The organism is Actinomadura syzygii, from assembly GCF_008085905.1.
Taxonomy (GTDB): domain Bacteria; phylum Actinomycetota; class Actinomycetes; order Streptosporangiales; family Streptosporangiaceae; genus Spirillospora; species Spirillospora syzygii.
The window spans coordinates 13,755-39,789 of the sequence record NZ_VSFF01000020.1 but is presented as its reverse complement, the minus strand read 5'-3'; the positions used below and the strand labels follow the sequence as shown (position 1 = coordinate 39,789).

The 26,035-nt window shown below is 74.1% G+C and carries 24 protein-coding genes; 12 read left to right on the top strand and 12 right to left on the bottom strand.

The annotated features are described in order from the left end of the window. The first annotated feature begins 48 nt into the window (after positions 1-48). From FXF65_RS41320 to FXF65_RS41290, 7 genes are all read left to right on the top strand, one after another. Positions 49-882: an STAS domain-containing protein gene (locus tag FXF65_RS41320; RefSeq protein WP_148355944.1), complete on the top strand. Its 834-nt coding sequence runs from the start codon at positions 49-51 to the stop codon at positions 880-882. Beyond that, positions 882-1,301 (top strand): STAS domain-containing protein, encoded by a 420-nt coding sequence (locus tag FXF65_RS41315; protein ID WP_148355943.1) that lies wholly within the window; start codon positions 882-884, stop codon positions 1,299-1,301. The genes FXF65_RS41320 and FXF65_RS41315 overlap by 1 nt, the downstream gene beginning before the upstream one ends. After that, positions 1,298-1,708: an ATP-binding protein gene (locus FXF65_RS41310; protein ID WP_378233246.1), complete on the top strand. Its 411-nt coding sequence runs from the start codon at positions 1,298-1,300 to the stop codon at positions 1,706-1,708. Before FXF65_RS41315 ends, FXF65_RS41310 begins: the two co-directional genes overlap by 4 nt. Continuing rightward, on the top strand, positions 1,696-2,778 hold the full coding sequence (locus FXF65_RS41305) for an anti-sigma regulatory factor (protein ID WP_148355942.1): 1,083 nt from the start codon (positions 1,696-1,698) through the stop codon (positions 2,776-2,778). Before FXF65_RS41310 ends, FXF65_RS41305 begins: the two co-directional genes overlap by 13 nt. Next, the gene (locus FXF65_RS41300; RefSeq protein ID WP_148355941.1) at positions 2,775-4,520 is read left to right on the top strand and encodes an ATP-binding response regulator; all 1,746 of its coding nucleotides are present in this window, start codon (positions 2,775-2,777) and stop codon (positions 4,518-4,520) included. The genes FXF65_RS41305 and FXF65_RS41300 overlap by 4 nt, the downstream gene beginning before the upstream one ends. Further along, the gene (locus FXF65_RS41295; RefSeq protein ID WP_148355940.1) at positions 4,517-6,082 is read left to right on the top strand and encodes a fused response regulator/phosphatase; all 1,566 of its coding nucleotides are present in this window, start codon (positions 4,517-4,519) and stop codon (positions 6,080-6,082) included. The genes FXF65_RS41300 and FXF65_RS41295 overlap by 4 nt, the downstream gene beginning before the upstream one ends. A gap of 84 nt (positions 6,083-6,166) precedes the next feature. After that, positions 6,167-7,312, top strand: a complete 1,146-nt coding sequence (locus FXF65_RS41290) for a VldE C-terminal domain-containing protein (protein ID WP_148355939.1) — start codon at positions 6,167-6,169, stop codon at positions 7,310-7,312. Positions 7,313-7,338: 26 nt separating this feature from the next. On the opposite strand, the gene FXF65_RS41285 is transcribed toward FXF65_RS41290, so the two are convergent. The 7 genes from FXF65_RS41285 to FXF65_RS41255 all read right to left on the bottom strand — a co-directional run bounded on the left by FXF65_RS41285 (position 7,339) and on the right by FXF65_RS41255 (position 15,915). After that, positions 7,339-9,342, bottom strand: a complete 2,004-nt coding sequence (locus tag FXF65_RS41285) for an ATP-binding SpoIIE family protein phosphatase (protein WP_148355938.1) — start codon at positions 9,340-9,342, stop codon at positions 7,339-7,341. 161 nt (positions 9,343-9,503) lie between these two features. Then, on the bottom strand, positions 9,504-10,364 hold the full coding sequence (locus FXF65_RS41280; protein WP_148355937.1) for a spermidine synthase: 861 nt from the start codon (positions 10,362-10,364) through the stop codon (positions 9,504-9,506). 36 nt (positions 10,365-10,400) lie between these two features. Beyond that, positions 10,401-11,420: an ABC transporter ATP-binding protein gene (locus FXF65_RS41275; RefSeq protein ID WP_148355936.1), complete on the bottom strand. Its 1,020-nt coding sequence runs from the start codon at positions 11,418-11,420 to the stop codon at positions 10,401-10,403. Continuing rightward, positions 11,404-12,444 carry an ABC transporter ATP-binding protein gene (locus FXF65_RS41270; protein ID WP_148355935.1) on the bottom strand — a complete coding sequence of 347 codons (1,041 nt, stop codon included), beginning with the start codon at positions 12,442-12,444 and terminating at the stop codon, positions 11,404-11,406. The genes FXF65_RS41275 and FXF65_RS41270 overlap by 17 nt, the downstream gene beginning before the upstream one ends. Positions 12,445-12,449: 5 nt before the next feature. Continuing rightward, positions 12,450-13,370 carry an ABC transporter permease gene (locus FXF65_RS41265; RefSeq protein ID WP_148355934.1) on the bottom strand — a complete coding sequence of 307 codons (921 nt, stop codon included), beginning with the start codon at positions 13,368-13,370 and terminating at the stop codon, positions 12,450-12,452. After that, entirely contained in the window at positions 13,363-14,289 is a 927-nt protein-coding gene (locus FXF65_RS41260; protein WP_148355933.1) for an ABC transporter permease, read from the bottom strand. Before FXF65_RS41260 ends, FXF65_RS41265 begins: the two co-directional genes overlap by 8 nt. A gap of 6 nt (positions 14,290-14,295) precedes the next feature. Continuing rightward, positions 14,296-15,915, bottom strand: a complete 1,620-nt coding sequence (locus tag FXF65_RS41255) for a peptide ABC transporter substrate-binding protein (protein WP_148355932.1) — start codon at positions 15,913-15,915, stop codon at positions 14,296-14,298. Positions 15,916-16,119: 204 nt separating this feature from the next. On the opposite strand from FXF65_RS41255, the gene FXF65_RS41250 reads away from it, so the two are divergent. Further along, positions 16,120-17,457 carry a M20/M25/M40 family metallo-hydrolase gene (locus FXF65_RS41250; protein ID WP_246199448.1) on the top strand — a complete coding sequence of 446 codons (1,338 nt, stop codon included), beginning with the start codon at positions 16,120-16,122 and terminating at the stop codon, positions 17,455-17,457. A 1-nt stretch (position 17,458) separates the two neighbouring features. Here FXF65_RS41250 and FXF65_RS41245 read toward each other — a convergent pair whose 3' ends face one another. The 3 genes from FXF65_RS41245 to FXF65_RS41235 all read right to left on the bottom strand — a co-directional run bounded on the left by FXF65_RS41245 (position 17,459) and on the right by FXF65_RS41235 (position 20,029). Then, positions 17,459-18,235: an ABC transporter permease gene (locus FXF65_RS41245; protein WP_148355931.1), complete on the bottom strand. Its 777-nt coding sequence runs from the start codon at positions 18,233-18,235 to the stop codon at positions 17,459-17,461. Further along, positions 18,232-19,227, bottom strand: a complete 996-nt coding sequence (locus tag FXF65_RS41240) for an ATP-binding cassette domain-containing protein (RefSeq protein ID WP_148355930.1) — start codon at positions 19,225-19,227, stop codon at positions 18,232-18,234. Before FXF65_RS41240 ends, FXF65_RS41245 begins: the two co-directional genes overlap by 4 nt. 157 nt (positions 19,228-19,384) lie before the next feature. Further along, positions 19,385-20,029, bottom strand: a complete 645-nt coding sequence (locus tag FXF65_RS41235) for a PadR family transcriptional regulator (protein WP_148355929.1) — start codon at positions 20,027-20,029, stop codon at positions 19,385-19,387. Positions 20,030-20,131: 102 nt separating this feature from the next. On the opposite strand from FXF65_RS41235, the gene FXF65_RS41230 reads away from it, so the two are divergent. From FXF65_RS41230 to FXF65_RS41220, 3 genes are all read left to right on the top strand, one after another. Further along, positions 20,132-21,010 (top strand): hypothetical protein, encoded by an 879-nt coding sequence (locus tag FXF65_RS41230; protein ID WP_148355928.1) that lies wholly within the window; start codon positions 20,132-20,134, stop codon positions 21,008-21,010. Between the two features lie 106 nt (positions 21,011-21,116). Then, a complete protein-coding gene (locus tag FXF65_RS41225) occupies positions 21,117-22,154 on the top strand; it encodes an MBL fold metallo-hydrolase (RefSeq protein ID WP_148355927.1) in 1,038 nt (345 codons plus the stop codon). Between the two features lie 124 nt (positions 22,155-22,278). Further along, positions 22,279-23,025, top strand: a complete 747-nt coding sequence (locus FXF65_RS41220) for a DUF899 domain-containing protein (RefSeq protein ID WP_148355926.1) — start codon at positions 22,279-22,281, stop codon at positions 23,023-23,025. Between the two features lie 148 nt (positions 23,026-23,173). Here FXF65_RS41220 and FXF65_RS41215 read toward each other — a convergent pair whose 3' ends face one another. Then, complete coding sequence (locus FXF65_RS41215; RefSeq protein ID WP_148355925.1) at positions 23,174-24,763, bottom strand: substrate-binding domain-containing protein; 1,590 nt, start codon at positions 24,761-24,763, stop codon at positions 23,174-23,176. A 260-nt stretch (positions 24,764-25,023) separates the two neighbouring features. Here FXF65_RS41215 and FXF65_RS41210 point away from each other — a divergent pair, with 260 nt between their 5' ends. After that, positions 25,024-25,662, top strand: a complete 639-nt coding sequence (locus FXF65_RS41210) for a pyridoxamine 5'-phosphate oxidase family protein (RefSeq protein WP_148355924.1) — start codon at positions 25,024-25,026, stop codon at positions 25,660-25,662. 106 nt (positions 25,663-25,768) lie between these two features. Here FXF65_RS41210 and FXF65_RS41205 read toward each other — a convergent pair whose 3' ends face one another. After that, complete coding sequence (locus FXF65_RS41205; RefSeq protein WP_148355923.1) at positions 25,769-25,966, bottom strand: DUF5302 domain-containing protein; 198 nt, start codon at positions 25,964-25,966, stop codon at positions 25,769-25,771. Between the last annotated feature and the right edge of the window lie 69 nt (positions 25,967-26,035).

Below are 26,035 nucleotides of genomic sequence, written 5' to 3'. Positions count from 1 at the left end.
CGACGCGGACCGGCGGCGGGGACGGGGGGCATCGATGGGACCGCGGGCATGACCGGCGGCGCGGACGACACTCCGATCGCGGAGCTGCTGCGCTCCTGGCGCGAGCCGGTCCTCGGCCGGTGGATCGAGCTGGTCGGCGAGACCGTCCACGGGCGGCTCTCCGAGGCGGAGGTCCGGTCGGAGCTGACGGAGCTGTACGGGCTCGTCGAACGCGCGCTGGAGGGCGACACCGCCGCCGGGGACGAGCTGCGGGCCGCGCTCGCGGAGATCTCCCGGGGCCGGGCCCGGCACGGGTTCAGCCCGACCGAGACGGCGGTCGGCGTGTTCGCGCTGAAGCAGTCGCTGTACGAGCAGATCCGGATGACCCGCGACCAGCGGGCCTACTCCGAGCTGATCGACTTCTCGTCCTACGTCGACGAGCTGGGCCTCGCGACGTTCGAGACGTACGCGGCGGCGCGCGAGCAGGTGATCGCCGACCAGGCCGACCAGCTGCTGGAGCTGTCGACGCCCGTGGTGCGGCTGTGGGACCGCGTCCTCGGCGTCCCGCTCGTCGGCACCCTCGACTCCGCCCGCGCGCAGATCGCGATGGAGACGCTGCTCCAGGCGCTGGTCACCACCGGCGCCCGGTACGCGGTGATCGACATCACCGGGGTGCCCGCCGTGGACACCGAGGTCGCGCAGCACCTGATGAAGACGGTGATGGCGGCCCGGCTGATGGGCACGCACTGCGTCGTGTCCGGGATCCGCCCGCAGATCGCGCAGACGATCGTGGCGCTCGGCATCGAGTTCGGCGACATCGTGACGAAGGCGACCCTCGCGGACGCGCTGGCATACGTGCTGGAACGTTCCGGCCTGCGCGTCGTCGGCGAGCCGGAGGGCTGATGGACCGGGTGCCGATTCTCAAGATCGGGGACGTCCTGCTCGTGTCGATCCAGACCGACCTCCAGGACCAGACGGTCCTGGCGCTGCAGGAGGACCTCTCCGAGCGGATCGTCGCCACCGGCGCGCACGGCGTGATCATCGACATCACGGCGGTGGACGTCGTCGACTCGTTCATCGGCCGGATGTTCGCGACGATCGCGTCCATGTCCCGGCTGATGGACGCCGAGACGGTGGTGGTGGGGATGCGCCCGGCGGTGGCGATCACGCTGGTGGAGCTCGGGCTGTCGCTCGGCGGCGTGCGCACCGCGCTGGACCTGGAGGAGGGCATGCGGCTGCTCGGCGCCGGGCTGCCGCACGCGGGCCCGGCGGGCTCCGCGCGGCCCGCCCGCCCCGGGCCCGCCCTGGCGGACGGGCCGTGACGACGCCGTCCGGCGAGGAGATGCCCATCGCGTCGAGCGACGACGTCGTCCGCGTCCGGCAGGTGGTGCGGGCCGCCGCGGCGGCGGCCGGGCTGTCGCTGGTCGACCAGACCAAGCTGGTCACGGCGGCCAGCGAGCTGGCGCGCAACACCTACGCGCACGGCGGGGGCGGCGCCATGCGGGTGGAACGGGCGACCGGCGAGGACGGCAGGAAGGGCGTCCGGCTCGTCTTCACCGACGAGGGCCCCGGCATCGCGGACGTGGACCGGGCGCTCAGCGAGGGCTGGTCGAGCGGCACGGGCCTCGGCCTCGGCCTGCCCGGCGCCCGGCAGCTCTGCGACGAGTTCGGGCTGCGGAGCGAGGCGGGCGGCGGCACCACGGTGACGGTGGCCAAATGGACCCGCTGAGCGGCCCCGGCTGGACGACCAGCCCGCCCGCGGGCGACTCGCTGCTGGTCCGGGTGGAGGAGCGCAGCGCCGCGGCGGGCGTCCGGCGGCGGATCACCGCGCTCGCCGAGCGGCTCGGGTTCGCCGGGGAGCGGCTCGAGCGGGTGCGGATCGCGGCGACGGAGGCGGCGACGAACCTCGCCGAGCACGCGCGGCAGGGCGAGATGCTGCTGCGCATCGTCCGGAACGGCGGGGCGGCCGCGCTGGAGTTCGTGTGCGTCGACCGGGGGCCGGGCATCGCCGACGTCCCGGTGTCGCGGGCGGACGGTTTCTCGACGCGCGGCACCCTCGGGGTCGGGCTGGGGTCGATCGAGCGGCTCGCCGACCACAGCGGGCTGTATTCGCGTCCGGACGCGGGCACGGTGCTGTTCGCGCGGTTCCAGCCGCCCGGCGAGTCGCCCGGCGGGTCGCTCGGCGCGGCGGCCGGGGCGCCGTTCGCGGGGCTGAACCTGCCGATCGACGGCGAGGAGGAGTGCGGCGACGCCTACACCGCCCGCGTCGTGGACGGCGTCCTCTACGCCCTGCTCTGCGACGGCCTCGGGCACGGCCCGCTCGCCGCGCGGGCGGCGCGGGCGGCGGTCCGCGCCGCGCACGACACGTCCGCCCTGGAGCGTCCGGCGGACGTGCTGCGGCGGGTCCACCGGGAGATGGCGGAGACGCGGGGCGGCGCGGTCGCGGTCGCCGCCGTCGACCCGGCCGCCGGACGGGTCGGGTTCGCCGGGATCGGGAACGTCGCCGCGTGGATCGTCGGGCCGGACAGGCGGCAGGGGATGGTCTCCGTGCCCGGGATCGCGGGCGGGCGCGGCGCGCGCGGCGGGCGGATCCGCGAGCACGGCTACGCGCTGCCGCCGGGGGCGGCGGTGGTGCTGCACTCCGACGGCCTCACCGGCCGCTGGCGGCTCGCCGACCATCCGGGCCTGCTCGGCTGCGACCCGCTGCTGATCGCCGCGACGCTGCTGCGCGACGCCGGGGTGCGGCACGACGACCGGTCCGTGCTCGCCGTCGCGACGTCCGGCGGGGGCGCGCCGTGAGCGGACCCGACGCGACCGCCGAGCTGCTCCGCATCGAGATCACCGACGAGGCGGGCGTGTTCGCCGTCCGGCGCGCGGGCCGGACGGTCGCCGCCGAGGTCGGCCTGGACCACCAGGACCAGGTGCGCGTCGCGACCGCGCTGAGCGAGGCCGGGCGGGAGCTGCAGTCGTGCGCCGAGACCGTGGCGGTCGCGTTCCGCCTGGACCGGGGGCGGCGGCCCGGCCTCGTCGTCGAGCTGGACCTCGTGCCGCGCACGTCGATGGCGGGCGCGGACGCCTGCCAGGCCGCGGTGGCGCGGCTGATGAGCGCCGTCGAGCGGGAGGACCGGCCGGGCGGCGGCGTCCGCGTCCGGCTCCGCAAGAACCTCCCGGCGGGCGCGGCGCCCCCGGCCGAGGCGGACCTGGACGGGCTGCGCGCCCGGCTGCGCCGGCTGGAGCCCGTCCCGGCGCTGGAGGAGCTGCGGACGCAGAACGCCGACCTGATGGCCGCGCTGGAGGACCTCCAGCGGCAGAAGGACGAGCTGCGCGACCTCAACTCCGAGCTGGAGCAGACGAACCGGGGCGTGATGGCCCTCTACGGCGAGATCTCCGAGGAGCTGGCGGAGACCAACCGGGGCGTCGTGGCGCTGTACGCGGACCTGGAGGAGAAGTCGGGGCAGCTCCGCGAGGCGGGCGAGGCGAAGAACCGGTTCTGGGCGAACGTCAGCCACGAGCTGCGGACCCCGGTGAACGGCGTCCTCGGGCTGACCCGGCTGCTGCTCGACCCGGCCGCCGACCCGCTCACCGGCGAGCAGCGCCACCAGATCACCCTGATCGGCGACGCCGGCGGCACCCTGCTCACGCTGGTCGACGAGCTGCTGGACATGGCGCGGGCGGAGCGCGGCGGGGTCGCGGCGCGGGCGGCGCCGGTGCCCGTCCCAGCGCTGCTGGACGAGCTGGCCGAACTGCTCCGCCCGATGGCCGAGGAGGCCGGGCTGGCGCTGGTCGTCGACGCGGACGCCGCGCCGCCGATCATCGTCACCGACGCGGAGATGCTGACCCGCATCCTGCGCAACCTCGTCGGCAACGGGCTGAAGTTCACCGCCGAGGGCGAGGTGCGGATCACCGCGCGGGCGGAGCCCCGGCACACCGAGTTCGCCGTGTCCGACACCGGCGCGGGCATCCCGGCCGCCGACCGGGAGCGGGTCTTCGAGGAGTTCTACCGCGTCCCCGGCAGCGCGGCGGGCGGGACGGGCCTCGGCCTGCCGTACGCGCTGCGGCTCGCCCGCGCGCTCGGCGGCGACCTGCTGCTGGACAGCACCCTCGGCGAAGGCACGACGGTCACTCTGCGGCTGCCGCCGTACCGGCGCCTCGCCGAGCTCGACCTCGGGCACGTCCTGGTCGCCGACGACGACGCGACGACGCGGCTCGTCCTGCGCGGCCTGGTCGAGGACGGCGGCGCCCGCGTCACCGAGGCGGCCGACGGGCGCGCGGCGCTGGACACGGTCGCGGCGGACCGGCCCGACCTCGTCCTGCTCGACCTGCGGATGCCGGTGCTGGACGGCTACGACGTCCTCGCCCGGCTGCCGTCCGGGATCCCGGTCGTGCTCGTCACCTCGGCGGACGTGTCGCCCGCCGGCGACCCGCGGCTGGCCCGCGCGGGCGCGCTGCTCGGCAAGGACCGGATCCACCCGGAGACGCTCGCCGACGCGATCCGCAGGGCCAAGGAAGGCGGCGCGGGCGCCGGGGGCGACGGACGATGACGCAGACGCTGGTGGTCGACGACAACCACACCAAGCGGTACATCATCGGCAGCTGGCTGCGCCGCGCCGGGCACACCGTGGTGGAGGCGGCGTCGGCGGCGGAGGCGTGGCGGCGGCTCACCGACCACGCCATCGACCTGGTGGTGCTGGACGTCCGGCTGCCCGACATGAGCGGCATCGACGTCTGCGAGCAGATCAAGACCGCGCCGGACACGAGGTCGCTGCCCGTCATCCACATCTCGGCGCAGGCCGTCGACGTCGAGGACCGCACGCAGGGCCTGCGGCGCGGCGCCGACGCCTACATGACGGACCCGATCGACCCGGGCGAGTTCATCGCGACCGTGGAGGCGGTGCTGCGCTACTACCAGGCGCGCCGCGCCGCCGAGCGGATGGCGGCCCGGATGGCCGAGCTGACCCGGACGTCCCTCGCCATCAACGCGGCCACCTCGTTCGAGGACATGGCGGCGGTGGCGGCCCGCGGCGCGTTCGCGATCTTCGGGGTGCCGGTCGGGGTGTTCGTGCTGCCGCCGGACGACCGGGGCCGCCGGACCATCGACTTCGGCGTCGGGCCGTGGCACCGGGGCTGCCCGCCGGAGACGACCGCGCGCCTGGCGGAGGTCGCGAGCCTCGGCGACGAACCGGGCACGGAGGTCGCGGTGGTTCCCGAGGACGAGTGGCTGAAGCTGCTGCCCGACAGCATGTCGCAGGGCGACATCACGCTCGTGGTGTCCCGGCTCAAGCACGACCGCCCGCCGATCGCCGTCGGCGTCACCGCGCGCGGGGCGCGGACGGAGGACGACGTCAACCTGCTCCGCCAGCTCGGGCAGGCGGTGGCGCTGGCGATGGAGGCGCTCCGCTCCTACACCGAGGAGCACTCGATCTCCCTGACGCTGCAGCGCAGCCTGCTCCCGGCGTCGCTGCCGGCGATCCCCGGCTGGTCGCTCGCCGTCCGGTACGAGCCCGCCGGGGACCAGGCCGAGGTGGGCGGCGACTTCTACGAGGTGCTCGACTGCGGCGAGCGGGTCCTCGTCGCGATCGGGGACGTGCAGGGCCACTCGCTGCACGCCGCGACCGTGATGGCGGAGATCCGGCACGCGCTGCGCGCCTTCGCCGTCGAGGGCCACGACTCCGTCACGATCCTGCGGCTGCTGAACGACGTCATGGAGCGGTACCACGACGAGCAGACCGCCACGATGTGCCTGATGACGCTCGACCCGCGCAGCGGCGCCGCGCACGTCGCGAACGCCGGGCACCTCCCGCCGCTGCACGTGCACGGCGGGCGCGCCCGGTACGGGGGCGGCGGCGGGGTGCTGCTCGGCTTCCCGGCGGGCGGAGTGGCGGTCGAGGAGATGCTCGTGCCGCCGGGCGGCGTGGTCGTCCTGCTCACCGACGGGCTGATCGAGGACCGGGGCATCCCGCTCACCGACAACATGGAGCGGCTCCGCCTCGTCGCCGCCGACGTGGAGGACGAGCTGGAGCGCTTCGGCGACCGCGTCATCGCCGAGTTCGGGCCCCGCGAGGACGACGTCGCCCTCGTCGTCCTGCGCCGCGACACGGGCTGATGCCGCCGCGCCCCGCCTCGCCTACTATGCGGCAGACGGCGGCAGGGCGGACGGCGGCGGACGGCGGCGACGGATCGGGGCGCGATGCGACGGACCGGAAGGGCCCTCTCCACGGGCATCGCGGCGGGGATCGTCCTCACGCTCGCGGTGGACGGCGCGGTCGCGGTCTCGTGGCGGGCGTCCGGCCGTCCCGAGCGCCGCGACGGCCTCGTGTCGGTGGACCGGGCCGCCGCGCCGCGCGTCCCCGCCGTCGCGCCGCTGACCCGCCGGTACACGCCGCACCTGCTCGTCGCCGGGGCGTCCTCGCTGCCGCCCCGCGCCGTCGAGCGGGCGCGCGGGCTGAAGGGCGTCGCGGGCGTCGCCGTCGTGGACGCCGCCCGCGCCATGGTCGGCGGGCAGCGGATGGGGCTGCTCGGCGTCGACCCGTCCGGGTTCCGGGCGTTCGCGCCGGAGCCGACCGCCGAGTCCGACCGGCTCTGGCAGACGATCGCGGCGGGCGGCCTCGCCGTCTCGTTCGAGCAGGGCCGCGACGGCGCGTTCCCGCTCGGCACGGTCGTCGAGGCGGGCCGCAGCACCGGACCGGGACGCGTCCGCGTCGGCGCCTACGCGGCGCTCGGCATCGGCGACGTGGACGCCGTCGTGTCCCGCGAGCAGGCCCGCGCGCTCGGCATGCCGGACGGCAACGCCCTCGTCATCAGCGCCCCGAGGACCGATACCCGCGCGCTCGCGGCCCGGCTGAAGAAGATCCTTCCGCGCGGGACGAGGGTCGCCGCGCTCGCCCCGGCGCGGACGTCGCCGAAGACCGCGAAATGCGCCGGGCCTGAGCTGACCGGGCGCCCCGACGGCGTGGCCGGCGGCCGCTCCCCCATCACCGGCAACATGATGACCCCCACCATGCGGACCGCGCTGCTGGAGATCGCCGGGATGTTCGGCCCGTTCCCGACGATCGGCTGCCACCGCTCCACCGGCGACCCGCAGGACCACGGCGACGGCCGCGCCTGCGACTTCATGGAGAGCACCGGCGGCCGCGCGCCGACCGAGGCCGCCCGCCGGCACGGCGACCAGGTGGCCGCGTACGCGGTCGCGAACGCGCGCCGCCTCGGGATCTCCTACGTCATCTGGCGGCAGCGCATCTGGAACGTGCGGGGCGGCGGCTGGCGGCCCATGGAGGACCGCGGGAGCATCACGCAGAACCACTACGACCACGTGCACGTCTCGGTCCTCCACTGACCGTCGCGCGCCCGACGTGGGGAGGGTCAGCGCGGGAGGCCCTGCTCGCACCAGACGACCTTGCCGTCCGGGGTGCGGCGGACGCCCCAGCGCTGCGCGAGGCGCCCGACGACGTGCAGGCCGCGGCCCGACTCGGTCATCTCCTCGGCGTCGTCGTGGTGCCGGACCCGGGGCCGCCCGTCCGAGGAGTCGAAGACCTCGCAGACGAGCCCGCCCTCCCGGACGAGCCGCAGCCTGATCCGCCCGCCCGCGTGCCGGATCGCGTTCGTGACCAGCTCGGACGCCAGCAGCATCGTCGGGTGGACGAGGTCGTCCAGGCCCCAGCGGGCGAGCCGGTCGCGGATCAGGCCGCGCGCCCGGCGGACGGCGGCCGGGTCGGCGGGCAGCTCCCAGGTGGCGTGCCGGTCCTCCGGGATGCGCGCGAGCCGCGCCACGAGCATCGCGATGTCGTCGCGGTGCTGGTCGTCGTAGACGCCGTCGAGCGCGGCCTGGCAGAGGTCCTCCAGCGGACGCGCGGCCGCGCCGTTCCCGAACGTGTGGCGCAGCCTGTCCAGCCCGTCGTCGATGTCGCGGGCCCGGTTCTCGACGAGGCCGTCGGTGTAGAGGAAGAGGAGCGTGCCATCCTCGACGGCGAACTCGCGGCTGACGATCGGGCCGTCGCCGCCGACGCCGAGCGGCGGCGCGGGCGGCACCGGCAGGTACTCCGGCTCCGCGCCGGGCGGGACGAGCAGCGGCGGCAGGTGCCCGGCGCTCGCCACCTCGCAGCGCCCGCTGACCGCGTCGTACACGACGTAGGCGCAGGTGGCGAAGTGCGGCTCCCGCTCGCCGAGGGTGCGCATCAGCGAGTCGAGCCGCTCCAGCGCCTCGGCGGGCGGCAGTTCGAGGCCGGCCAGGGTGTGGATGGCGGTGCGGAGCCGCCCCATGGTGACGGCGGCCTTCACGCCGTGCCCGGCGACGTCGCCGACGACGAGCGCGACGCGGGCGCCGGGCAGCGCGATCGACTCGTACCAGTCGCCGCCGACCTCGATGAGGCGGCTGCCCGGCAGGTACCGGTGGTGCACCTCGACCGGGGACGGCGCCGACAGCCCGGTCGGCAGCAGGCTGCGCTGCAGGGTGAGCGCGGTCGCGCGCTCCCGCGAGTACTGCCGGGCGCTCTCCACGAAGATCGACGCGCGGTTGGCGAACTCCACCCCGATCTCGACGTCGTAGGCGTCGAACGGGCGGTGCGCGGCGTTGCGGGTGCAGGCGAGGAAGCCGAGGACGCCCGCCGCCGACGTGACCGGCAGCAGCAGCTTCGAGGAGCCCTTCAGCATGTTCCCGACCGGCGGCCGGCCCCAGGCGGCGGCGAGCTCGGCCGACCCGTCGCCGTGCGGCGGGCACAGCACCGCCTCGCCCGTCTCCAGGCACCGCGCGTGCGGCGTGCCCGGCGGGTAGACGAGCGACTCGCCGGTGGGGAACAGCGCGTCCCAGGACGGGTCGTCGTCGTCGAACCCGATCGCCATCCGGCGGAGCTGCGGGCCGTCCGGGCCCTCCGGCGGCTCGTCGGCGTCGAGGTGGCTCTCCAGCAGGAGCAGCGCGCCGGAGTTGCAGAAGTGCGGGACGAGCACGTCCATCAGGCCGCGCGCCAGGATCTCCAGGTCGAGCGTCGAGCCGATGCGCGGGAGGGCGTCGTCCAGCAGGGCGCGGCGGATGACGGCGGGGTCGACGAACCGGTCGGCGAGCGGCACCGGCACCTTGACGACGGCGAGCGCCGCGACGTCCGGCGCGCTCCCGCTCATCGGGTGGACGGTGACGACCGCGTCCAGCGTCACGCCGGACCGGGTCTCCACGGGGAGCATGGCGGTGCGCTCCCGCCCGGCCTTGACCGCCTCCAGGAGCGGCTCCCGCGCGCCGGGGATGACCTCGTCGAGCAGGGCGCCGTCCAGCTCGACGCCATTTCTGGCCAGAACTGCGACGGCGTTACGGTCGAACTGGAGTATTTTCCCCGACGAATCCGTGCCGAGAATCAGAATTCGGGTGGACGACTCCATCGCTCGATTATGGGACATGGCGGGGTCGCGTGCGGCCGATACGCGACGGTAAACCGGACGGCCGCAATCCGGTGCCTCTCGCGGCCCACCCGTCCCTCGGGCGGGTTCACGGCATTCGTCCAGGTACCGCCGCCGGGTAGGGGCTTTCGGCGGGTTTCGGGTCAGGGCTTGCCGAACACCTGAGGCGGCGGGACGGGCGCGACGATCTCCTCGCCGTCCATGATCGGCGCGGCGCCCGCGCAGAACGCGGCGAGGTCGCCGCCGTCCAGCAGCCGGGCCCGGACGATCCCGCCCGCCGCGCGGCGGGTCAGCTCGGCGACCGGCAGCGGCTCGCGCGACCCGGCCGCGATGAGGTTGCCGAACCGGCGCCCGCGCAGCACGCCGGGGTCGCCCATCAGCAGCGTGTGCCGGAACACCGACCGGACCGTGGCGGCGACGCGGCGCGCGAACGGCAGCCGGAACCCGTCCGCGACGTTGACGAGGTAGACGCCGCCGGGGCGCAGCACGCGGGCCGCGTCGAGGACGAACTCGCGGGTGGCCAGTTCGAGCGGCATCGACGCCTCGGCGAACGCGTCCATGACGACGAGGTCGTCGGCCTCGTCGGCGAGCGCCGCGACGCCGCTGCGCCCGTCGGTGACCCGGATCCGCAGGCCCGGCACGTTCTTGACGGGCAGCTGCTCCCGGACGAGCCGCACCAGCCCCGCGTCCGGCTCCAGGACGACCTGCCGCGACCCCGGCCGGGTGGCGGCGATGTACCGGGCCAGCGTGCACCCGGCGCCGCCGACGTGGACGGCGTCGAACGCCCGCCCGTCGACGCCGAGCGCGTCGACGACGTCGCCCATCAGCCGCATGTACTCGAAGTCGAGGTAGGTGGGGTCGGACAGGTCCACGTAGGACTGCGGCACGCCGCCGATCAGCAGCATCCAGCCGCCGTCGCGGTCGGCGTCGCGGAGCAGCTCGGCCTCCCCGGCGTCGATCCCGTAGAGGTTCGCGCTCGGACCCTGCCTGCCCTTGCGTGCCATGGCCCCACCCTACGGAACCCCCATGGGGCCGGGCCGTCAGGTCGGCTCCGGGACGGCGTCTTCGGCGGCGAAGTGGCAGGCGCTCGGGTGGGCGGAGCCGTCCCGCTCCGCGAGGGCGGGCTCGTCGTCCGCGCAGACCCGCTCGGCCTTCCAGCAGCGGGTGCGGAAGCGGCAGCCGGACGGCGGGTCCAGCGGCGACGGCGGCTCCCCTTCGAGCTGGATCCGCCTCGTCCAGCCGGGCGCGTCCGGGTCGGGCACGGGGACGGCCGACAGCAGCGCCTGCGTGTACGGGTGGGTCGGGTGCTCGTAGATCTGCTCCTCGTCGCCCGTCTCGATGACCTTGCCGAGGTACATGACGGCGATCCGGTCGGAGATGTGCCGGACGGCCGCCAGATCGTGCGCGATGAACACGTACGCGAGCCCGAGTTCGCGTTGGAGCTCGGCGAGCAGGTTCATCACCTGCGCCTGGACGGACACGTCCAGCGCGGACACCGGCTCGTCGCACACGACGACGTCGGGCCGCAGCGCGAGGGCGCGGGCGATCCCGACGCGCTGCCGCTGCCCGCCCGAGAACTGGTGCGGGTATCGGCTCACATGCCCCGGGTCGAGCCCGACCAGCTCCAGCAACTCCTGGACACGTTTCCGCCGCTCCCCCTTCGGCGCGACCTCCGGATGGACGGCGAACGGCTCCCCCACGATGTCCCCGACCGTCATGCGCGGGTTGAGGGACGAGTACGGGTCCTGCAGCACCATCTGGATGCGGCGGCGCAGCGCCCGAAGCTCCGGTCGGCGCATGGCGAAGACGTCGCGTCCGTCGAAGCGCACCGTCCCGGCGGTCGGGCGCTCGGCCGCGAGCAGCAGCCGCGCCAGCGTCGACTTCCCGCAGCCGGACTCGCCGACGACGCCGAGCGTCTCGCCGCGACGCAGTTCGAGGTCGACGCCGTCCACGGCCCTGACCTGCCCGACCGCGCGTTTCAGCACGACGCCGCGGGTCACCGGGTAGTGCTTGGCGAGGCCCTCCGCCCGCAGGATCGGGTCGTCACTCGGGTTCGGCACCGTGCACCTCCGCGGCGAAGTGGCAGGCGGCGTCGTGTCCGGGCGCGACCGCGACGAGCGGCGGCCGCTCCGCCGCGCACACCGCCTCGGCGCGCGGGCAGCGCGGGTGGAACGGGCACCCGGACGGCAGCGCGGCCGGGTCCGGCGGCGCGCCCCCGATCGGCAGCAGCGGCCCGCCGCGCCGGTCGAGCCGCGGCACCGACGCCAGCAGCCCCCGCGTGTACGGGTGGGCGGGACGCGCGTACAGCGCGCGGGCGGGCGCCTGCTCCGCGACCGACCCGGCGTACATGACGACGATCCGGTCCGCGACCCCGGCGACGACGCCGAGGTCGTGGGTGATCAGCACCATGCCCATCCGCAGCTCGTCCTGGAGGTCGGCGAGCAGCCGCATGATCTGCGCCTGGACGGTCACGTCGAGCGCGGTGGTCGGCTCGTCCGCGATGAGGACGTCCGGCTCCAGCGCCAGCGCCATCGCGATCATGATGCGCTGCCGCATGCCGCCGGAGAACTGGTGCGGATGGTCGCCGAGCCGCCGCGCGGCGGACGGGATCCGCACCCGCTCCATCAGCTCGACCGCCCTGGCCTTCGACTCCTTGCGGCCGAGCCCGCGCCGCACCCGGTACAGCTCGCGGATCTGGTCCCCGACGGTGAAGACCGGGTTGAGGGCGGTCAGCGCGTCCTGGAAGACCATCGCGACGCGGTCGCCCCGGTATTCGCGTCGCCGCCGCTCCGGCAGGCCGAGCAGTTCGGTGCCGCGCAGCTTCACCGAGCCGCGCTCGATCCGCGCGGGCGGGACGTCGAGGATGCCCATCACGGCCTGCGCCGCGACGCTCTTGCCCGACCCCGACTCCCCCAGGATCGCGACCGTCTCGCCCTCGTCGAGGGTGTAGGAGAGGCCGTTCACGGCGTGGACGTCCTGCCCGCGCACCCGGAACCGGACGTGCAGGTCGTCGACCTCCAGGAGCGGGGCGTCCGGGCGCGGCGCCGGAACCGTGGAGCCTTTCGCGCCGGTCGCTTCGGTCATTGGCGTCACCGCAGTTTCGGGTCGAGGGCGTCGCGGACGGCGTCGCCGAGCATCAGGAAGCTGAGGACCGTCGCCGACAGGAACACCCCGGGGAAGATCAGCAGGTGCGGGTGGTCGACGACGAAGTCCTTGGCCTGGCCGAGTTGGAGGCCCCAGGACACCTCCGGGTACTGGAGGCCGACGCCGAGGAAGTCGAGCGTCGCCTCCCCCACGATCACGTGGCCGACGTTGAGCGTCGCGACGACGATCACCGGGGCGATCGCGTTCGGCAGCACGTGCCGGGCCATGATCCGCCGATCGGACGCGCCGAGCAGCCGCGCCGCCTGCACGTAGTCGGCGTCCCGCACGGAGATGACCTGGCCGCGCATGATGCGGATCATCGTCGTCCAGCCGAGCAGGACGAGCACGAGCGTCATCGCCCACATGCCGTGCCCGGGGAACGCGACGAGGATCACCGTGGCGCCGAGCACGAACGGCAGCCCGAAGAACACGTCGGTGAGCCGGGCGATCAGCGCGTCCGCGACGCCGCCGTAGTACCCGGCGAGCGTCCCGAACACCACGGCGATCAGCAGCGCGACCAGCGTGACGGCGACGCCGATCAGCAGCGTCGGACGGGCGCCGTGCACGACCTGCACGTAGTAGTCGCAGCCCGCGAGGTCGGTGCCGAACCAGTGCGCGCCGGACGGCCCGAGCTTGGACACGTTCGGGTCGCAGCCCTCGTTCGGGCCCTTCCCGGTGAACAGCCGGGGCACGGCCGCCATCAGCGTCACCAGCGCGAGGACCGCCGCCGACCCCCAGAACACCCAGCGGCGGCGCAGGTCGCGCCAGGCGTCGTCCCACAGCGAGGCGCGGCCGATCTCGCCGCCCGCGACCGCGACCGCCGCCGCGCCGTCCGGCTCCAGCGCCGTCACCGGGCCCTCACTCATAGCGGATCCTCGGGTCGAGGACGCCGTACAGCAGGTCCACGACCAGGTTGACCAGCAGGAAGATCAGGACCAGCACGGTGACCGCGCCGACCACCACCGGCCCCTCCTTGAGCTGGATGGACGTGAACACCTGCTGCCCGATGCCGGGCAGGTTGAAGATCCCCTCGGTCACGATCGCGCCGCCCATCAGGTTCCCGAAGTCGACGCCGAGGTAGGTGACGACCGGGATCAGCGAGTTGCGCAGCGCGTGCCGCCCGACGACCCGCGTCCGCGAGAGCCCCTTGGCGTTCGCGGTGCGGACGTAGTCGGCGCGCAGGTTCTCGGCGAGGCTCGTCCGGGTCAGCCGCGCAACGTACGACAGGCCGAGCGAGCCGAGGACGATCCCGGGCAGGATGTAGCTCATCGGCCAGCCGTCGTCCGTTCCGGCGGTGGGGAAGATCTTCCAGTGCAGCCCGAACAGGAGCTGCGCCGTGTACCCGAGGACGAACACCGGCACCGCGATGACCAGCGTCGTCCCGCCGAGGACGAGGGTGTCGGCGAGCCTTCCCCGGCGCAGCCCCGCCCAGGCGCCGAGCGCGATCCCGACGACCATCTCGAAGATCCACGCGGTGAGCGCGAGCCGCGCGGTGACCGTCCAGCGGCCGCCGAGCATCTCCGACACGCTCTGGCCGGTGTAGTTCTCGCCGAGGTCGCCGTGGACGAGCCCCCACATGTACTTGCCGTACTGGATGAGCAGCGGGTCGTTCAGGTTGTACCGCTCGCGGAGCGTCTGCAGGACGTTCTCCGGGACGGGCTTGTCCCCGGCGAGCGCCTGGATCGGGTCGCCGGGCAGCGCGAACACCATCGCGTAGATCAGCAGCGTGGTGCCGATGAACACCGGGACCGCCTGGAGGAGCCGCCGGAGGGCGTAGCGCCACATCGCCGGCTACTTCACCGTCACTTCGTTGACGACCAGTCCGGTCGCCCACGGGGTGATGGTCACGTGGTCGACCCGGTCGGAGCGTCCGCCCTGGCCCGCCCACGTCCACAGCGGGATCATCGGCAGCTCGCGGACGGCGACGTCCTCGGCCCGCTGGTAGAGGCCGAGCGCCGCACTCCGGTCAGGCGTCCGGTTGGCCTGGGCGATGAGGTCGTCGAACTCCTTGCTCTTCCAGCCCATGCGGTTGCTCCCGGAGGTCCACATGTTCTCCAGGTAGTTCTGGGCGCTCGGGTAGTCGGCCTCCCAGTTCTGCCGGTAGGGGCCCTTCTCCTCGTGCTTGTTCAGCATGGAGAAGTAGTCGGACGCGGGCACCTGCCGGAACTGGATGTCCTTGATTCCGAGGTTCTGCCGCAGCGAGTTGGCGACGATCTGCATCCACTGGGCGTAGGTCGGCTGGGCGTTGGAGAAGTACAGTTCCAGCGTCCCGCGGAACCCTCCGGCCTTCTGGAACAATTGCTTGGCCTTCGCCGGGTCGAAGGTGCACGCCTCGCCGCAGGCGTTCGGCCGGTGCCCCTCGATGATGGCGGGGAGCAGCGAGTCGGCGGGGAGGTAGTCGCCGTTGTAGACGGCCTTGTTGATGCCCTGCCTGTCGATCACCATCGAAATGGCCCTGCGCAGGTCGGGGCTCGCGAACCGGGCGTCCCAGAGCGGGAATCCGAGGTAGTCGATCGTGCCCATCTTGCGGGGCAGGTACTGCTCGCCGAGCAGCCGCTTCGCCTCGGGCACCTTCGCGGCCGGGATCGTCTGCAGCACGTCGATGCGCCCGGCGCGAAGGTCGGTGTAGGCGGTGTCGGCGCTGGAATAGCTCTTCCAGACAACGCCCTTGTTCTTCGGCTTGCGCGGCCCGGTATAGCCGTCGAACGGGACGAGCCGCACCTGCCTGTTGCGTTCCCAGTTCCCGTCCATCTTGTACGGGCCGTTGCCGATCGGGTGGACGTCGAACGTCTTGAGGTCTTTCAGCCCGGCCTGCGGCATCGGCGCGAAAGCCGGATACGTCAGCAGGAGCGGGAACTGGTTGAACGGGTCGGTCAGCGTGACCTTGAGCGTGTCCTGGTCGACGACCTTCACGCCGGACAGCGTGTCGGCCTTCGGCTTCGCCTTCTCGTCCTCGGGGTTCATGTCGGCGTACCCCTGGAAATGCGAGAAGTAGTCGTTGGCGCCGTAGGCGTTCGGACCGTAGGCGGCGTTGTTCCAGCCGTCCGCGAAGCTCCGCGCGGTCACCGGCTCGCCGTCGTGGAACTTCTGGCCCTGCTTGATCTTGATCGTCCAGACCTTCTGGTCGTCGCTGATCACCGACTCGGCGGCGAGGTTGTAGGACGTCCCGTCGGGCCTCAGCCCCACCAGGTTGTCGAACAGGCCGCTGAGCACGTCGAACGAGTAGCTGCTCGTGGTGTTGCCCGGCACCAGGTGGTCGGGCTCGGGATGGCCCACCGTGAACGTGCCGTCGCTCGCGCCCGCGTCGCCCCCGCCGCACGCCGACAGGCCGAGCGACGCGGCGAGCGCCACCGCGGCGAGCCCGGCGGCCGTCCGGCGCGGCCCCCTTCCGGCACCCCTCTGGCTGGTCATGCTCCTCCTCGGCCCGTCGCACCGTCGCGCCGCGGGCGCTTGGCCGCCCGCCGCACCTAGATTGCTGGCAGCGTCGTACTCGCGGTGACCGTTTGGATACGCCGCTGACGGAGTCGAAACCGGATCGATACGTTCTTGATCATTCGTTGACACAGGTCAGCGGCGGAGGAAAATGAAGGTTTGTTACGGAAGGGGTGATTGGGGGTGGACGTGCGCGACGATTCGCCGGACGCCGGGCGGGCGGCCTCCGAAGCGGCCGCCGAAGCGGTCGGGATCTGCGCCGACCTGATCCGCTTCGACACGACGAACCGGGGCGAGGGCGCGGCGCGGCCGGAGCGCCCGGCCGCCGAGCACGTCGCCGGGCTGCTGGACGAGGTCGGCGCCGCCCCGGTCGTCGTCGAGTCCGCGCCCGGCCGCGCGAGCGTGCTGGCCCGGCTGCCGGGCGCCGACCCGTCGCATCCGGCGTTCCTCGTCCACGGGCACCTGGACGTGGTGCCCGCCGACCCGGCCGAGTGGACCGTTCCGCCGTTCTCCGGCGAGGTCCGCGACGGCTGCGTGTGGGGACGCGGCGCCATCGACATGAAGGGCGCCCTCGCGATGACGCTGGCGACCGTCCGGCGGCGGCTGCGCGAGGGGCGGCGCACGCGCGGCGACCTGGTGCTCGCGTTCCTCGCCGACGAGGAGTGCACCGGCGAGTACGGCTCCCGGTACGTCGTCCGCGAGCACCGCGAGTTCTTCGCGGGCTGCACGGAGGCGATCAGCGAGTCGGGCGGGTTCAGCGTCGACGCGGGCGGCGCGCGGATCTACCCGATCGCGACCGGCGAGCGCGGCACCGCCTGGATGAGGCTGACGGCGCGCGGGACGGCCGGGCACGGGTCGAAGCCCGCGCCCGACAACCCGGTCGCCGAACTGGCGCACGCCGTGTCGCGGCTGGCCGCGCACGAGTGGCCGGTGCGGCTGACGCCGGGCGTCCGCGCCCTGCTGGACGGCCTGGCCGACGCCCTCGGCACGACCATCGACCACGACCGGCTTGACGCGGAGGCCGCGCGGCTCGGCGCCGTCGGACGCCTGTTCGCCGGAACCGTCCGCAACTCCGCCAACCCGACCCGGCTGGACGCCGGATACAAGATCAACGTGGTGCCCGGCACGGCGTCCGCGCAGGTCGACGGCCGTTTCCTGCCCGGCACCGGCGAGGAGTTCCTCGCCACCGTCGACCGGCTCCTCGGCCCGAGGGTCACCCGCGAGTTCGTCAACCGCGAGGAGGCCCCGGCGGCCGACCCGGAGGGCCCGACGTTCGCCGCGCTGGCCGCCGCGCTCCGCGCCGAGGACCCGGCAGCCCGCCCCGTCCCGTACGTGATGGCGGGCGGCACGGACGCGAAGTCGTTCCACCGGATCGGCGTCACGAGCTTCGGCTTCACCCCGCTGGCCCTCGGCGCGGACCTCGACTACTTCGGCATGTTCCACGGCGTGGACGAGCGCGTCCCGCTGGACGGGCTCGCGTTCGGCGTCCGCGTCCTCGACCGCTTCCTCGACACCCGCTGAGTCACTGCGACCGCTGGTAGCTGCGGAACGAGAAGATCGCCAGGCTCACGGCCGCGACGGTCAGGACGAGCAGCCACGACCCGTGCAGCGCGGCCGAGCCCCAGTCGGGGTCGGCGGAGAGCGCCGCGCGGGCCGCGTCCAGCGCCCAGCTCACCGGGTTCGCCGCCGACACGTGCCGGATCCACGGCGGCATCAGGCCCTTCGCCATGAACGCCGACGACAGGAACGTGAGCGGCAGCAGCAGCATCACGTTCAGGCCGATGATCGTGTTCCGGTCCCGCACCAGCAGGGCGAGGGTGTTGGACAGCGCGGCGAGGACGACCCCGACCAGCACGGCCGCCGCGACGAGCGCGGGCAGCCCGGCCGCCCCGCCCGGGTAGTGCGCGCCCGCCGCCCACCCCAGCAGGACGATCACCAGCGACTGGAACGCCGTGCTGATCGCCTGCTCGACGACGCCCGCGTTGGCGATCGCGCTGCGCCGCACCGGCGTGACGAGGAACCGGTTCAGGGTGCCGCGCTCGATCTCGTCCATGGTCGCCATTCCGGCGAACGAGTTCAGCGAAACCGCGTTCATGATCACGACGCCGGGGACGATGTAGTCGATGTACGACTGCGTCCCGAACCCGGGCAGCTCGACGACCTTCTTGAACAGCTCCCCGAAGAGGAACAGCCAGATCATCGGCTGCGCCAGCGTCAGCACGAGGACGGCGGGGTTGCGCAGCAGCGCGGTCAGCCGCCGGTGCGTCATCCACCAGGTTCCGGTCACCAGCGCGGTCATCGCGCACCTCCCGCCGCAGCGGCCTCGGGGGTCTGGGCGGCGTCGGCGTGCGCGAAGCGGCGTCCGGCGTAGCGGAGGTAGACGTCGTCCAGGGACGGCCGCGCGACGGTCGCCGCCGCCGCCGGGACGCCCGCCTGGTCGAGCGCGGCGAGCACGGCAGGCACGGCCGCCGCGCCGTCGTCGGCGCGGGCGCTGAGCCGGGGTCCGTCCACGACGACCTCCCGGACGCCGGGCAGGCGGCCGAGCGCCTCGCGCAGCAGCGGCTCGGGCGGCGCCTCCGCCCACTCCACGTGGACGGCGTCGCCGCGCAGCTCGCCCTTGAGCCCGTCGGGCGTGCCCTCCGCGACGACGCGCCCCCGATCGACGATCGCGAGCCGCTGCGCCAGCCGGTCGGCCTCCTCCAGGTAGTGGGTGGTGAGCAGGATCGCGAGGGCGTCGTCCCCGGCGAGCCGCGCGATCTCGGCCCACATCGACGCGCGGGCCTCCGGGTCCAGGCCGGTGGTGGGCTCGTCCAGGAACAGCACCTGCGGCCGGTGGACGAGCCCGAGCGCGACGTCGAGCCGCCTGCGCATCCCGCCCGAGTAGGTTTTCACCGGCCGGGACCCGGCGTCCTCCAGCCCGAACCGGGCGAGCAGCTCGGCGGCGCGCCGCCGTGCGTCTCCCCCGCCGAGCCCGTAGAGGCGGCCCTGCAGGACGAGGTTCGCGACGCCGCTCGCGTCCGGGTCGGCCCCGGACCGCTGCGACACCACGCCGATGACCCGCCGCACCCGGTCCGGGCGGCGCAGCACGTCGTGCCCGGCGACGGCGGCGGCGCCCGCGTCCGGCCGGATCAGCGTGGTGAGGATCTTGACGGTGGTGGACTTGCCCGCCCCGTTCGGGCCGAGCAGGCCGAGGATCTCGCCCCGGCCGACGGTGACGGCGAGCCCGTCCAGGGCCCGGACGTCACCGGGATAGGTCTTCACGAGGCCCGCGGCCTCGATGGCGTGCGCCATGGTCGTCTCCGTGTTCGGAAGGCGTGCCGAACGGAGCGACCCGGATAGGCTCGACGTGCGTGCTCGCCGTCCGGGCCGCGCTCCGCGCGGATTCTCGGTGGTGGGTTCTCCGGCCCGGCGGACGGTGTTGCCGCACCGCCGCCGGGCCTCTCTCGCGCTAGTCCCCGGCCGCTCCCCTCTCCGCCAGCTCCTTGAGCTCCGGCGGGAGCGTCCCGGTCTCGTGGAAGGCCCGCCAGAGGTCGAGGTTCGGGAGGGTGCCGTCCTCGATCTCGGCGAGGAAGCCGCGCACCCACGCGACCTCGGCGCGCCTGATCGCGAGGTCGTACTCGGTCTCGATCAGGAAGAGCCGGGGGACGTCGGACGCGGCGGCGAGCCCGGCCTCGTCGTCGGCGATCCGCCGCTCCATCAGGTCGAGGCGACGGCGCAGCAGGGCGGCGGTCTCGTCCGGGCCGAGCGCGCCGAGCACCGACAGCCCCGCCTCGAACCGGGGCCGCTCCCGGACGGGCTCCCCGATCAGCTCCCGGACCCAGTCGGCCAGCTCGTCGCGGCCCGCGTCCGTGATGCGGTAGACGGTCCGCTCCGGGCGGGCGCCCTTCCGGTCGCTGCCCTCCACGGCGAGGAAGCCGTGCTTCTCCAGGTTGCCCACGACGGTGTAGAGCGAGCCCCACTTGATGTCCATGTCGTGCTCCTTGCCGCGAGCGCGCATGAGCGAGGCCATCTCGTACGGGTGCATCGGCCTGGCGGAGACCGTCGACAGCACGGCGAGCCCCAGCAGGTTGCCCACCTTGCGCCGCTTGGCCATCACCCCTCCTCGTGGACGATTACTCGCAGACGAGTATATGAGCGGCGCACCGGTTCCGTCCAGGCCGGTCGGGGACGGCGCGGGACGGGTAAAGATCGGAATGTGGACTTCACCAGCGCCGCCGGCGAGTTGTACGGCGTCCCGCCCGCCGAGTTCGTGGCCGCGCGGACGCGGCTCGCGGGCGAGGCGAAGGCGGCGGGCGACGGGCCGCTCGCCAAGCGGATCGGGGCGCTGCGCCGCCCGACCCTGTCGGCGTGGGCGGTGAACCTGCTCGCCCGGTCGGCCGCGGACGATCTCGCGGACCTCCTCCACGTCGGGGCGGAGCTGCGGTCCGCCTGGGGGACGGGCGGCGGCCTCGGCGACCTGGAGCAGCGCCGCGCCCGGCTGGTGCGGACGCTCGTCCGCGCGGCGGGCGATCTCGCGGCGGACGCGGGCAACCCGCTGCGCGAGCAGGCGCTCCGCGAGGTGGAGGACACGCTGCAGGCCGCCACCGTGGACGCGGACATCGCCGAGGAGGTCCGCGCGGGACGGCTGGTCCAGCCGCGCAGCCACTCGGGGTTCGTCCCGGCCGGGTTCCCGATGGCGCCGCCGGAGCGCGCCGAGCCGTCCGCCGAGGAGAAGCCGCCGAAGAAGGACAAGAAACAGGAGAAAGGGCGCGCCGCTTCCACCGTCACCCGCACGAGCACGGCCCGCGCCCGCCGGGCCGAGACGCTGGGCAGGCGCGCCGAGGAGGCGGAGCGCAAGCTCGCCGAGCGCGAGGCGCGGGCGGACGACGCGCGGCAGGAGGCCGACGACGCGTCCGCCAGGGTCGGGCGGCTCCGCCACGAACTGGACGAGGCCGTCGCCGCCCGGGACGCCGCGATCCGCCGGGCCGAGCGCGCCGAGCAGAACCGGACGCGGGCGGCGGAGGCGGCGCGCGAGGCCCGCGGCGCCGCCCGGGACGCCCGCCGCGCCGCCGACCGCGACGCGCGGCACGGCTGACCCGCCGGACCCGACCCCGCCGCCGGGCCGGATGGTCACGATGAAATAAAGTCGGGCCGAACGTCATTCCAGTTACGGAAGATCAGGCGGACGAGGGGAGCGCGCGGTGACGGCACCGGTCGTGGAGCAGCCGACGGACTGGACCGAACCGGGCGCCCATCCCGTGGCGGCGGGCGTGCACCGCGTCCCGCTGCCGCTGCCGATCCCCGCCCTGCACGCCGTCAACGTGTACGTGATCGAGGACGCCGCCGGCCTCGTCGTGATCGACTCCGGCTGGGCCATGCCGGACGCGCGGACGTCCCTTGCGGACGGCCTCCGCTCCCTCGGCCACCGCCTGGACGACGTGACGCAGTTCCTCGTCACCCATGCCCACTGGGACCACTACTCGCAGGCCCTCGCGCTGCGCGAGTCGTTCGGGACGCGGGTGCGCATCGGGCGGGGCGAGCGCCCGTCCATCGAGGCGTTCGACGCGCGCAAGGGCCTGCACCCGCGCCAGGTCGAGCTGCTGCGCTGCTGCGGCGCGGACGCGCTGGCAGCCGAGATCGCCGGGATGGCGGTCCAGCGGTCCGAGCAGGACGTCCCGCACACCCTCCCCGACGCCTGGCTGGACGACGGCGAGCGGGTCGCGCTGGGCGGGCGCGGCCTGGACGTGTTCGCCACGCCCGGCCACACACGCGGCCACGTCGTCCTGCGGGACGCGGCGGCCGGGCTGCTGTTCGCGGGCGACCACGTCCTGCCGCACATCACGCCGTCCATCGGGCTGGAGACCGAGCCGGAGCGCAAGCCGCTGCGCAGCTACCTGGACTCGCTGCGGCTGGTCCGCAACATGCCCGACACGCTGCTGCTGCCCGCGCACGGGCCGGTCGCGCCGAGCGTCCACACCCGCGTCGACCAGCTGCTGGAGCACCACGCCGAACGGTTGGACGCCGCCGCCGAGCGGGTCCGCGCCGGGCACCGGACGGCCTTCGAGGTCGCCGCCGCCATGCCCTGGACGCGCCGCCGCCGCGCCCTGTCCGACCTGGACGCCTTCAGCCGGATGCTGGCCGTCCTGGAGATCGACGCGCACCTGGACGTCCTCGCCGACCAGGGCGTCCTGGACGCGCACGAGGAATCGGGCGTCCGCCGCTACGCCCCCCGCGCCTGACCGGCGGAAAGCACCGGAAAGGGCCCGTCCGAGATCGGGGGGCGCGGGCCGATGAGTTTTCGCGCCGCCCGGAGTCTCCATCCACGACCGCACGCATGCGCCGTTCCGGATGGAGGTCTCGCATATGGCGCTGCCCGATGTCGTCTCCCGCGACGAGTGGCTGGAGGCCCGCAAGGCACTGCTCGCCAAGGAGAAGGAGCTCACCCGCGCCCGCGACGCGCTGAACGCCGAGCGCAGGCGGCTGCCCATGGTCCGGGTCGAGGAGGACTACCTCTTCGAGGGGCCGGACGGCCCCGCGAGCCTCCTCGACCTGTTCGAGGGGCGACGCCAGCTCATCGTCGGCCACGTGATGTGGGACCCGGACTGGCCGCGCGCCTGCCGGAGCTGCTCGTCCGGGCTCGCCGAGATCTCGGTCGGCCTGCTGCGGCACCTGCACGACCGCGATACCGCGTACGCGGCCGTGTCGCGCGCCCCGCAGTCCAAGATCGGACCGTTCCGGGCGGAGATGGGCTGGGTGTTCCCCTGGTACTCCTCGCACGGCAGCGGCTTCAACTACGACTACCACGTCACGCTCGACGAGTCCGTGGCGCCGGAGGTGTACAACTACCGGCCCTTGGAAATGGAGGGCGACCGTCCGATGGAGCTGCCCGGCTCCAGCTTCTTCCTGCGCGACGGCGACGCCGTCTACCACACGTACTCGATGTACGCGCGGGGCGCGGAGCAGGTCGGCGGCTCCTACTACTTCCTCGACCTGACCGCCCTCGGGCGGCAGGAGGAGTGGGAGGAGCCGAAGGGCCGCGGGTCGGGCGGCGTCCAGGCGGGCGGCGTCCTGCCGTACCCGGACGAGTACGACGACGAGTACTCCCGCTGAGCACTCGGCACGAGCCCACCCGGACGGCCGCCGCGCACTTCCCACGGGGGCACGCCACGCGCGTGCCGCCCGGCGCGGCGGTCCGGCGGCCGTGCTGTGGCCTCGACAGGGGAAGGCCACAGCACGGTCACCGACCGGCGGGCGGACGTCAGCAGTTAGGCGTGCAGACGCGCCGCGACATCGCCTCCAGGAGCAGCCGCCTGCTCTCCTGCGGCGTCCGCGCGACCTGGACGACCCCGTGGGTGGCCTCGGCGAGCCGCGTCAGCAGGTTCACGTCCACGTCCTCGCCGAAGCCCTGGAGGATCACCTGGACGGGCTGGGTCGGGTCGTACTCGGCGTCGAGGTCGGCGAGGGTCTGCGCGAAGCTCGGCCCGCCCTCGTCGTCGTTGCGGCCGTCGGTGAACACGAGGACGGTGTTCACCATCTCCGGCTTGTAGCCGCGCTTCATCTCCCGGAACGCGGCGAGCAGCGACTCGTACAGCCCGGTGTCGCCGTCGCGCCGCACCCGGAGCGCGCCGAGGTCGCTGAGGATGCGCTGCCGCTGCGTGACCGACCCGACGCGGTCGCCGAGCGGCGCGATCGGGACCCGCTCGGCCCAGTCCCGGGAGCCGCGGAGCCGGGTGGAGAACTCCCAGACGCCGAGCTCGCTGTCGTCGGCGAGCAGTTGCAGGCCGGCCTGCCCGACGTGGGCGGTCGCCTGGAGCCGGTCGAGGCCGGGCGCGACCCGCTCCGCCATCGAGCCGGACACGTCGAACAGGACGAGCAGGCGGGTCGGCAGGGCGAGCCGGGCGTACGCCTCCGCGACTCGGCGGACGTCCGCCGTCCCGGGCGGCCGCACGCCCTCCTGGTCGTCCGGGTCGAATCCCAGTCTCCGCACGTCCTCGCGGGTCTCGCGGGCGAGGAGCACACGTTCGAGCCGCTTCGCCGCCGACACCCGGCCGCGGTCGCGGGTGACGATCGCGAACGGGTAGTCGAGCGACAGCGTGCCCTCGTTCGGGACGTCGCCGTACGCGCGCGGGCCGAGGCCGCGGCGGTTGTGCTCGAACACCGCCTGCTCGGACGCGACCACGACCGCGCCTCCCTCGACGGCGTCCTTCGAGCCGAGCGCCTCGTCCACGGTCGGCGCGGTCGTCTCCCGGGCGGCGCGGACGAGCCCGGTGAACACGGCCCGCCCGTCCGGGACGACCGCGAGCAGCCGGTCGGCCATCAGCAGCGCCGCCAGCCCGACCGCGCTCCGCGTCGGGTCGGGGACCTGCGGGACCGGCCCGGCCGGGCCGGTCGGCGGGCGCTCGCTGACGGCGGCGGCGGCCGGTCCGAGCAGCAGCTTCCACGACGGGTCGGTCGGCGCGGCCGTCGCGAGGACGATCGGGCTGCGCGCCACCGACCCGCCCGTGTAGGAGGGTTTGGCGAAGGCGGTCCAGAACGTCGAGTCGGGGATCCAGACGTCCGGTCGCGCTTCCTCGTCCCTGCCGGACAGGGACGCGCTCACCGCCGCCGGGTCGACGCCCTGCAGCCTGACCCGCGCGCAGGTGCCGGTGGAGCGTTCGAAGCGGCGCGCGGCGCCGTCCAGTCCGGGGAGGAGCTCCGGGGCGACGGCGACGTCCAGGGTGATGCGGTCCTCGGACGCGCAGCCCGCGATCTCGGCGAACGCGTAGGCGCCGACCCCGGTGAGGACCAGCACGCCCGCGGCCGCGGCGAGGATCGGGACCAACCGCCGGCGCGGCGAGCGTCCGTTCATCGATGCCTCGTTTCACCCAGGGTCACCATTCACGGAGACGGTCCATTAGATGAAAACGGCGAGAAAGCTGTCAAGATTAGTCAAACTTCTCTTCTGTATCGCTTGAATAACCGCCGATCGCACGGGCGCCCGGTTTCGGCGCGAGCGGAATGACAATGGCGTACCGGGTGGAATGTCCGACGCGGGCCGGGCCCCGGGGCACGACGTCCGGAAGCTGCCCGGTTAGGCTGATCTTCCGATTCTCGGCGGAAGGAGGGGCGATGCCGGTCGCCTCCGAGTTCACTGCGATCACGTCCCCCGGCGAGCTGCGCGAACTGCTCGGCGCGCCGATGCCGCGGGCCGTCACGAAGGAGCGCACGGAGCTGCACGCGCGGGACCGCGAGTGGCTCGGGCAGTCGCCGTTCTGCCTGATCGCGACCGCCGACGCCGAGGGGAACTGCGACGTGTCCCCGAAGGGCGACCCGCCGGGGTTCGTCCATGTGCTCGACGACACGACGATCGTCGTCCCGGACCGGCCGGGCAACCGCCGGGCCGACGGCTTCCTCAACATCCTCGCCAACCCGCACGTCGGATTGATCTTCCTGATCCCGGGCCGCCGCGAGACGCTGCGGATCAACGGGCGGGCGACGCTCGTCCGGGACGCGCCGTTCTTCGACGACCTCGTCGTCAAGGGGCACCGGCCGTCGCTCGCGCTGGTCGTGGAGATCGAGCAGATCTTCTTCCACTGCGGGAAGGCCCTGATGCGCTCGAAGCTGTGGAAGCCGGAGACGTGGGATCCGGACGCGCTGCCGTCGCACGCGTGCCTCGTCAAGGAGATGCAGCCCGTCAACGAGACCGTCGAGGAGCTGGAGCGCTACTACTCCGAGGCGAACTACTCGAAGAAGCTGTACCGAACCTGAGCGGGAACGCCTCCGCGCGGCCGGGCGCCCGGCTCGGAAGAGGCGCCCGGACCCGGAGACGGGTGGACCCCCGCGCCGTCCTCGCGGGGGTCGGCGGCGGTCGGGATCAGCCGCTCTTGCGGCGGAACTGCCGCTGCCGGTCGGCGCGGTCGTGCGTCCCCCGCACCTTGGAGCCGCTCCGGCCGGAGCCGCCGGTGTTCTTGCCCTCTTCCCCGCGCTTGCGCTCCAGCGCCTCCCGGAACCTGCGCTTCACGTCGTCCTCGGCGTTCTCGCCGTTGTCGGGTTCTCCTGACGACTCGGCCATGCGGACCTCCAGCTCTCGGTCATAGGGGCGTCCCTAGCCTCACATACCCCGGGCGCCGAGGTCACCCGG

What these genes read in the sequence shown, in the direction of transcription:
- FXF65_RS41290 (WP_148355939.1), top strand. Translation starts at nt 6,167, where the DNA reads ATGCGACGGACCGGAAGGGCCCTCTCCACGGGCATCGCGGCGGGGATC.
- FXF65_RS41240 (WP_148355930.1), bottom strand. Translation starts at nt 19,227, where the DNA reads ATGGCGCACGCCATCGAGGCCGCGGGCCTCGTGAAGACCTATCCCGGT.
- FXF65_RS41295 (WP_148355940.1), top strand. Translation starts at nt 4,517, where the DNA reads ATGACGCAGACGCTGGTGGTCGACGACAACCACACCAAGCGGTACATC.
- FXF65_RS41245 (WP_148355931.1), bottom strand. Translation starts at nt 18,235, where the DNA reads ATGACCGCGCTGGTGACCGGAACCTGGTGGATGACGCACCGGCGGCTG.
- FXF65_RS41235 (WP_148355929.1), bottom strand. Translation starts at nt 20,029, where the DNA reads ATGGCCAAGCGGCGCAAGGTGGGCAACCTGCTGGGGCTCGCCGTGCTG.
- FXF65_RS41260 (WP_148355933.1), bottom strand. Translation starts at nt 14,289, where the DNA reads ATGTGGCGCTACGCCCTCCGGCGGCTCCTCCAGGCGGTCCCGGTGTTC.
- FXF65_RS41210 (WP_148355924.1), top strand. Translation starts at nt 25,024, where the DNA reads ATGCCGGTCGCCTCCGAGTTCACTGCGATCACGTCCCCCGGCGAGCTG.
- FXF65_RS41220 (WP_148355926.1), top strand. Translation starts at nt 22,279, where the DNA reads ATGGCGCTGCCCGATGTCGTCTCCCGCGACGAGTGGCTGGAGGCCCGC.
- FXF65_RS41265 (WP_148355934.1), bottom strand. Translation starts at nt 13,370, where the DNA reads ATGAGTGAGGGCCCGGTGACGGCGCTGGAGCCGGACGGCGCGGCGGCG.
- FXF65_RS41305 (WP_148355942.1), top strand. Translation starts at nt 1,696, where the DNA reads ATGGACCCGCTGAGCGGCCCCGGCTGGACGACCAGCCCGCCCGCGGGC.
- FXF65_RS41320 (WP_148355944.1), top strand. Translation starts at nt 49, where the DNA reads ATGACCGGCGGCGCGGACGACACTCCGATCGCGGAGCTGCTGCGCTCC.
- FXF65_RS41315 (WP_148355943.1), top strand. Translation starts at nt 882, where the DNA reads ATGGACCGGGTGCCGATTCTCAAGATCGGGGACGTCCTGCTCGTGTCG.
- FXF65_RS41280 (WP_148355937.1), bottom strand. Translation starts at nt 10,364, where the DNA reads ATGGCACGCAAGGGCAGGCAGGGTCCGAGCGCGAACCTCTACGGGATC.
- FXF65_RS41270 (WP_148355935.1), bottom strand. Translation starts at nt 12,444, where the DNA reads ATGACCGAAGCGACCGGCGCGAAAGGCTCCACGGTTCCGGCGCCGCGC.
- FXF65_RS41215 (WP_148355925.1), bottom strand. Translation starts at nt 24,763, where the DNA reads ATGAACGGACGCTCGCCGCGCCGGCGGTTGGTCCCGATCCTCGCCGCG.
- FXF65_RS41205 (WP_148355923.1), bottom strand. Translation starts at nt 25,966, where the DNA reads ATGGCCGAGTCGTCAGGAGAACCCGACAACGGCGAGAACGCCGAGGAC.
- FXF65_RS41285 (WP_148355938.1), bottom strand. Translation starts at nt 9,342, where the DNA reads ATGGAGTCGTCCACCCGAATTCTGATTCTCGGCACGGATTCGTCGGGG.
- FXF65_RS41255 (WP_148355932.1), bottom strand. Translation starts at nt 15,915, where the DNA reads ATGACCAGCCAGAGGGGTGCCGGAAGGGGGCCGCGCCGGACGGCCGCC.